7 protein-coding genes are annotated in these 6,957 nt (G+C 71.8%); 4 read left to right on the top strand and 3 right to left on the bottom strand.

From position 1 onward, the window contains the following. Positions 1–2 precede the first annotated feature (2 nt). On the bottom strand, positions 3–353 hold the full coding sequence (locus HY703_11815; protein ID MBI4545875.1) for a Uma2 family endonuclease: 351 nt from the start codon (positions 351–353) through the stop codon (positions 3–5). Between the two features lie 150 nt (positions 354–503). Here HY703_11815 and HY703_11810 point away from each other — a divergent pair, with 150 nt between their 5' ends. Further along, positions 504–2,573: a fumarylacetoacetate hydrolase family protein gene (locus tag HY703_11810; GenBank protein ID MBI4545874.1), complete on the top strand. Its 2,070-nt coding sequence runs from the start codon at positions 504–506 to the stop codon at positions 2,571–2,573. Next, positions 2,552–3,871 (top strand): FAD-dependent oxidoreductase, encoded by a 1,320-nt coding sequence (locus tag HY703_11805; protein MBI4545873.1) that lies wholly within the window; start codon positions 2,552–2,554, stop codon positions 3,869–3,871. Before HY703_11810 ends, HY703_11805 begins: the two co-directional genes overlap by 22 nt. Here the strand turns inward: HY703_11805 and msrA are convergent. Continuing rightward, a complete protein-coding gene (msrA, locus tag HY703_11800; GenBank protein ID MBI4545872.1) occupies positions 3,868–4,425 on the bottom strand; it encodes a peptide-methionine (S)-S-oxide reductase MsrA in 558 nt (185 codons plus the stop codon). The two genes, HY703_11805 and msrA, sit on opposite strands and share 4 nt — an antisense overlap. A gap of 65 nt (positions 4,426–4,490) precedes the next feature. Further along, complete coding sequence (msrB, locus tag HY703_11795; protein ID MBI4545871.1) at positions 4,491–5,024, bottom strand: peptide-methionine (R)-S-oxide reductase MsrB; 534 nt, start codon at positions 5,022–5,024, stop codon at positions 4,491–4,493. Positions 5,025–5,165: 141 nt separating this feature from the next. On the opposite strand from msrB, the gene HY703_11790 reads away from it, so the two are divergent. Further along, positions 5,166–6,086: a hypothetical protein gene (locus HY703_11790; GenBank protein ID MBI4545870.1), complete on the top strand. Its 921-nt coding sequence runs from the start codon at positions 5,166–5,168 to the stop codon at positions 6,084–6,086. A gap of 126 nt (positions 6,087–6,212) precedes the next feature. Next, on the top strand, positions 6,213–6,957 hold a 745-nt coding region (locus HY703_11785), incomplete at its 3' end, for a hypothetical protein (protein MBI4545869.1).

Raw genomic sequence — 6,957 nt, 5'->3', positions numbered from 1 at the left:
GGTCAGGTCGATCTCGAGGGCGAGGTCCGGGACGCCGCGGAAGAAGCGCTCGGGGTCGTAGGAGCGGCCTTCTCCCGGGTGATGTAGGCGACGTCGGGCGCGCGCATCCGCTCGCGGTCCCGCTTCAGCCCCAGCACGAACCCGGCGTCGCTGAAGACCTCGCCGCCCAGGCGCTGCTCGAGCACATAGTTCGACAGCCGTCGTGCCACCTCGACGATCAGCTTGCCATGCAGGGGCTTGGCGGGCATCACCGCGACCGGGCGGCCATTGACGAACTCCCAGCCGATGCTGCCCTCCTGCGCCGGCAGGTGAAGCAGGTCGTCCGCGCTGAGGACGTTGGGGCGAGTGGCCATGGCAGCTTTCCTGATCGAGCCGTCGCCAATGTAACCGGTGCCGGGGCGAGGGTTCAACTTTGGACTGCGGGTAGCGGCGAATCTCGCCGGGCGAGCAGGACGTGTCCATGGCGGGACCGGACAGCATACACCTCATGAGGGAGGTCGGGAATGAAGTGCGTCCTCAGGGCGCTGCCGCTGGTACTGGTGCTGGCCACCGCGACAGCGGCGGGCGGGCAGGACGGGGTGACGCGCTACGTGCGCTACGCCCACGGCGGCCGCACGGCCTACGGCATCCTGGAGGGGGAGACGATCCGGGAGCTCAGGGGCGACCCTGTATCCGGCGCCCGGCCGACGGGGCGTGCCGTTCGGCTCGTGGACGTGCGGCTGCTCGCGCCGCTTGACCCGGTGCGGGTCTCGAAGGTGGTGGGCGTGGCCATCAACACGCGGCGGCCGGGGCGCGAGCAGCCCGTGGCGCACCCCCGCTTCTTTGCCAAGATGCCCACCTCGCTGGTCGGCCCGGAGGACGAGGTCGAGCACCCGCCCGAGGCCAGCAACCTGGACTGGGAGGGCGAACTGGTGCTGGTCATCGGGCGCAAGGGGCGGCACATCCCGGTCGAGGACGCGCCGCGCCACATCTTCGGCGTGACGGCGGGGAACGACTTCAGCGAGAACACCTGGTACGCGGAGCGGCAGGGCACGGGTGAGCCGACGCGGCTTTTCGCGAAGGCGACGGACACCTGGGCGCCGCTCGGCCCGGTGCTGGTGACCGGCCTGGATTACGGCGACTTAGGCGTGGAGATCCGGGTGAACGGCGAGACGGTGGCCAGCGGGCGGACGAGCCAGCTCCTCAACTCGCCGGCGCAGCTCGTGAGCTATGTGAGCCGCTACATGACGCTGTTGCCCGGCGACCTGATTTATACCGGCACCTACCCCACGCTGCCGGGGAAGGACAACACAGTGAAGCCGGGCGATGTGGTCGAGGTCGAGATCGAGCGGATCGGCGTGCTGCGCAACCGCGTGGTCGCCATGCGCTCGCCGCTGCTGCCGCCGCCGGTGGCGGTGGCAGCCCCGGCCGCGGCGCCGGCGGCTGAGCAGAGGGCGGCGGCGCCGGACCCGGACCGGGCGCCGGTCTACGAGGTCGACCCCTTCTGGCCCAGGCCGCTGCCCAACAACTGGATCCTGGGCCAGGTCGCTGGCATCGCCGTGGACGCGCGCGACCACGTGTGGATCGTGCACCGTCCCGCCTCGCTCACGCCGCGGGAAGCTGGCGCAGTGCAGAACCCGCCGCTCTCTGAGTGCTGCGTGCCGGCACCGCCGGTGATCGAGTTCGACCCGGAGGGGAACGTGGTGCGGGCGTGGGGCGGGTCCGGTCCGGGCTACGACTGGCCGGGCACGGAGCACACCATCTTCGTGGACCACTGGGGGAACGTGTGGCTGGGCGGCATGGGCCGCGAAGACGCGCACGTGCTCAAGTTCACCGCGGAGGGCGGGTTCCTGCTGCAGATCGGGAAGAAGGGCGCGACGGGCGGGAGCAATGACACGCTGAACCTGGGCCGGCCCGCGGGCATCCACGTTGATCCGGCGACGAACGAGGTCTACATCGCGGACGGCTACCGGAACCGGCGCGTGATCGTCTTCGATGCCGAGACGGGCGCCTATCGCCGGCACTGGGGCGCCTACGGCCGGCGTCCGGAGGACGTGGATCCGGGCGACTACGACCCGAAGGCCCCGCCCGCGCCTCAATTCCGCAACCCCGTGCACGCCGTGCGCGTCTCGATGGACGGGCTGGTCTACGTGGCCGACCGGGTGAGCAACCGCATCCAGGTGTTCCGGCCGAGCGGCGAGTTCGTGCGCGAGGCGTTCCTGGCGCGGAACACGCGCGGCGGGACGTTCGGCGGCTCCGTTTGGGACCTGGCGTTCTCGCCCGACCCGGCGCAGACCTACCTCTTCGTGCCCGACGGCACCAACCAGAAAGTCTGGATCCTGCGCCGTCGCGACCTCGCGGTGCTGGGCAGCTTTGGCCGGGGCGGGCGCAATGCCGGCTACTTCGGCTGGGTGCACAACCTGGCGCTGGACTCGAAGGCCAACGCCTACACGGCGGAGGTCGACAGCTACAAGCGCGTGCAGAGGTTCCGGCCGGTCTCCGGCTGGCCGGCCGCGGCCGGCGCGCCGGTGGATTCCAGGCCGCCGGGCGCGCCGCCGGCCTCGAGGGCCGCATGGGGGCCGCCGGACCCGTGACGCGCCTGGAGCTGGACCGCCGCGAGTTCCTGAAGCTGCTGGGGCTTGAGGCCGGCGCGCTGGCGCTGGGCGGCTGCGCGACGGGCAGGGTGCTGGGCGGGCCGGGCCGGCCGGCGCCCGAGGTTGTGGTCGTGGGCGCGGGCGCGTGGGGTGGCTGGACGGCGCTGCACCTGCGGCAGATGGGCGCGGCCGTGACGCTGGTGGACACCTGGGGGCCGGGCAATTCGCGCTCGACCTCGGGCGACGAGACGCGCGGCGTGCGCAGCAGCTACGGCGACCGGCCGGAGCCGTTCCGCGAGCTGTGGACCCGCTGGGCGGCCGAGGCTATCGCCCGCTGGGAGGTGTGGGACGAGACCTGGCGCCGGAGCTGGGACCACCGGCTTTTCACACGCACGGGCGACCTGATCCTGCGGGGCGAGTGGGAGCCGTACCTCACCGATACGCGGCAGGTCTGGGACGCGCTGGGCGTGGGCTACGACGTGCTGGACGTGGACGAGGTCGCCTACCGCTGGCCGCAGATCCGGCTGGATGGGTTCGCGGTGGCGCTGTACGAGCGGCGGGCGGGCGTGGCGCGCTCGCGCAGCGCCTGCCTCACGGTGGCCGAAGCGTTCCGGCGCCTGGGCGGGCGGGTCGTCATCGCGCGCGCCCAGCCCGGCTGCCGCGCGGGGTCACGCCTCGAAGATCTCGAGCTTTCCTCGGGCGATCGCCTCCGGGCGCGCCACTTCGTGTTTGCCTGCGGCCCCTGGCTGGGCAAGCTCTTCCCCGACCTGCTGGCCGAGCGGCTGCGCACGCCCATCGGGCACGTCTACTACTTTGCCACGCCGCCGGGCGATGCACGGTTCACCCACCCCAACCTGCCCAGCTTCAACTTTCCGGGGGTGACCGGCTGGCCGGCACTGAGCCACGACAGCCGCGGCTTCCGCGTGCGCACGGGCGGCCGGCCGCCCATGGATCCCGACCTCTCCGACCGCTGGATCGATGCCAGCTTCTTCGAGCAGCCGCGCAAGGTGCTGGCGGAACGCTTCCCGGAGCTGAAGGACGCGCCCCTGCTCGAGACCCGGGCCTGCCACTACGAGCTGAGCGTCAGCCGCAACTTCATGATCGACCGGCACCCCGAGCTGGAGAACGTCTGGATCGCGGGCGGCGGCTCGGCGGAAGGCTTCAAGTTCGGGCCGGTAGTGGGCGAGTACCTCGCGCGTCGCGTGCTGGGCCGGGACCGCGAGCCCGGCCTGGCCGCGTTGTTCCGCATTCCGGAGGAGACGTTCCCGCCAACTGCGGCGCAGGGGACGGACGGCTAGCCCTTCCCCCAGAGCTGCTCGAGGCGCCGGTCGCGGCCGCAGTTGTAGCGGTAGAACTTGTAGCGGATGGGGTTCTTCCTGTAGTAGTCCTGGTGGTACTCCTCGGCGGCCCAGAACGGCCCGGCGGCTGCGATCTGCGTGACCACCGGGGCGGGCAGCCGGCCGGACACCTCGATGGCTCGCCTCGACTCCTCGGCCAGCCGCTGCTGCTCCGCGTCGTGGTAGAAGATGGCGGTGCGGTACTGGCTGCCGATGTCGCAGAACTGGCGGTCGGGCGTGGTGGGGTCGATCTCGCGCCAGAAGACCTCGAGCAGCTTCTGGAAGGAGATCCGGCCCGGGTCGAAGACCACCTGCACGGCCTCGGCGTGGCCGGTCACGCCCGCGGAGACCTCGGCGTAGCTCGGCCGAGCCTGGCTCCCGCCCGTGTAGCCGGAGGTGGTCGAGACCACGCCGGGCAGCGTGTCGAAGGGCGGCTCCATGCACCAGAAGCAGCCGCCGGCAAAGGTGGCAGTGGCCAGCTTGACCTCTTGCGCGCGCGTGACCGGCGCGGCCACGCACCCCAGGGCGGCCAGCGCCAGCAAGAGCAGGGGTGCGCGGGGTGCGCGGGGGCCGTGGGCGTTCACGTGCGGAGCGCCGGCAGCGGCTCGCCCGCGGGCACGAAACGCAGGGCGACGCCGTTGTTGCAGTACCGCTTGCCGGTGGGCGCCGGGCCGTCGTTGAAGATGTGGCCCTGGTGGCCGCCGCAGCGGATGCAGTGGTACTCGGTTCGCGGGAGGATCAGCTTGAAGTCCCGCTTGGTGCCGATCTTTCCCGGGATTGCCGCCCAGAAGCTGGGCCAGCCGGTGCCGCTGTCGAACTTGGTACGGGCCTCGAACAGCGGCAGGAGGCAGGCGGCGCAGAGGAAGGTGCCGGGGCGCTTCTCGTCGTTCAGCTCGCTGGTCCAGGGCCGCTCCGTCGCCTCTTCGAAGAGCACGGCGTAGGCGTCCTCCGGCAGCAGCTTGCGCCACTCGGACTTGGGCTTCTCGAGCTTGGGGATCTCCTGCGGGCCGGTATCCGCTGCGGCGTCGTCCGCCATGCGTGCGAAGAGAGGCAGGGAGAGTGGGGCGACGGCGAGGCCGAGCGCGCCGCTCAGGAACTGCCTGCGGTGGATCATGGGCTCCTCCGGCTGTCGGGGCCAGGAGTGGTGGCTCGTCACCGAAATTCCGGTGGCATTCGACTGCGGAGACGAGCCACTAGGACACCGGACGGGAGCCCGGAGTTCCGCGGGCATGCTCCGTGCAACGACGGCAGCGCGATGGAGACGGAACGGAAGGCGGATCTGGGCCGCGGCATGCGGCTGCTACCGGATTTGCGGGAGGTGACGCCGGAGCTGGCGGACGAGCGGAGCGGCGGCATCTACCGGGAGATCCAGGCAACACTGCGCGTCCCCTTCGTCAGCTTCGTGTTCCGCGTTCTGGCCAACTACCCGGACTGGCTGGATTCCGCCTGGCATGGCATCCGGGCGCTGGCCCGGACGAGGGCTTTCGAGGAGGCGGCAGATGACCTGCGCTCGGGCGCCTTGCTCGAGCCAGTGCCCGAGGCCGGGGACGTGAACTGGCAACGCCTCGGCGAGCTGGGACTGATCCGCCCGTTCACGGACACCATCCATTACGTGCTGCCCAAGCTGCTGCTCATCACGACCGCCTGGGACGAGGACATGACGGGCAGCGCGCTGCGTCAGAGGAGCCGCAGCCCCACACTCTCGGCCAAGGCGCTGGCTGGCATTCCGACCGGGCCAGCGCCGGGGGCGGCGAATATCGAGCTGGTCGACCCGCTGCTGGCGACGGGTCGTCTGAGGCAGCTCTTCGACGGCATCGAGCTCAGGCACGGCCACCCGGGCGTGGCTTCCTACTACCGCGCGCTGGGCAACTGGCCGGAGTTCCTGGAGGCGGTCTGGCAGCGCATCGAGCCGCGCGTCGCCGCGCCCGATTACGAGGAGCAGGGGCGGCTCCTGGTGGTGCGCGCGCGACTGACCATGGCCGCGCTGCGGCCGGGCGGCGAGCCGATCGCGGTGGAAACGGGATTGGGCGAGGAGGAGCGGCGGGACGTGCAGTCGATCCTGGCCGTGTTCCGCTTGCGGCTCATTCCCGATATGATGCTGGACATCGCCCTGATCAAGGCGATGCTGGACGGCGCGGACGCAGCGCGCTCGTCGCGGCTGAGCGCCGCGGCGTAGACCGGCGCAACGTTCCCCGAATGGGGTATATACCGCGGAGTGCGCGGAGTGGCGGCGGGGGATCCGACAGCGCCACGCCCCTGTGTTCTCCGCGGCCTCCGTGGTGAAATCTTTCCAACCTCCTCCATGCGTTTAGAGAGAATTTCTGCCCTGAGCTTTCTGCGTGCGGCCGCGCTGGCGCCGCTGATGGTTCCGGGCGGGCAGGAGTCCGCTTTGGGCCAGGCCAGCTCGGGCGTCCGGGCGCCGGGCGGCAGTGACTCGGCCTGGGTCGTGCGCCAGGCGCGCGAGGCGCAGGCCCGGTTCGAGTGGTTGCGCCGGCAGCATCTGCCCGTGGTCTGGAGCGGCGGCGGCGCCGCTTGCGATGAAGTCGTGGGTCGGATGTGCTGGTACGACGATGAGCCGGATTGGCGGCCGCCACCGGAGCCGCTGGAGGTCGAGGACGGGCGGGAGGAGCTGCTGCTGCAGCTCGCGGCGGCGGCCGCGCAACTGCCCGAGGACCGCTGGATCCTGGGTCAGCGCGTGCGCTACCTGGCCGAGGCCGGGCGGTTCCAGGAGGCCGCACGGCTGGCGGGCGAATGCGGCGGCCGCCCTCTGGACGTGGACCGCGCAGCGGAAGGCGCGGGCGCGGGCGCGGGCGCGGGCACGGGTGCGGGGGCGGGGCGCGGCGAGCAGGCGTGGTGGTGCGCTGCGCTGCTGGGATTCGTGCGGCACACGCGGGGCGACTTTGTCGCCGCGGAGTCCGCCTTCCAAAGGGCGCTGGCTGCCATGCCATCCCAGCGGGCGCAGCAGTGGCGGGATCCTGCGCTGCTGCTGGACCGGGAGGGGCGGCAGGCGCTGGGCGAGGCGCGGGGTGAGGAGCGACGTCGCCTCG

Source organism: Gemmatimonadota bacterium (genome assembly GCA_016209965.1).
Lineage (GTDB): Bacteria > Gemmatimonadota > Gemmatimonadetes > Longimicrobiales > RSA9 > JACQVE01.
Note: the sequence above shows the minus strand (reverse complement) of the source record. Positions and strands in the feature narration are given on the sequence as shown.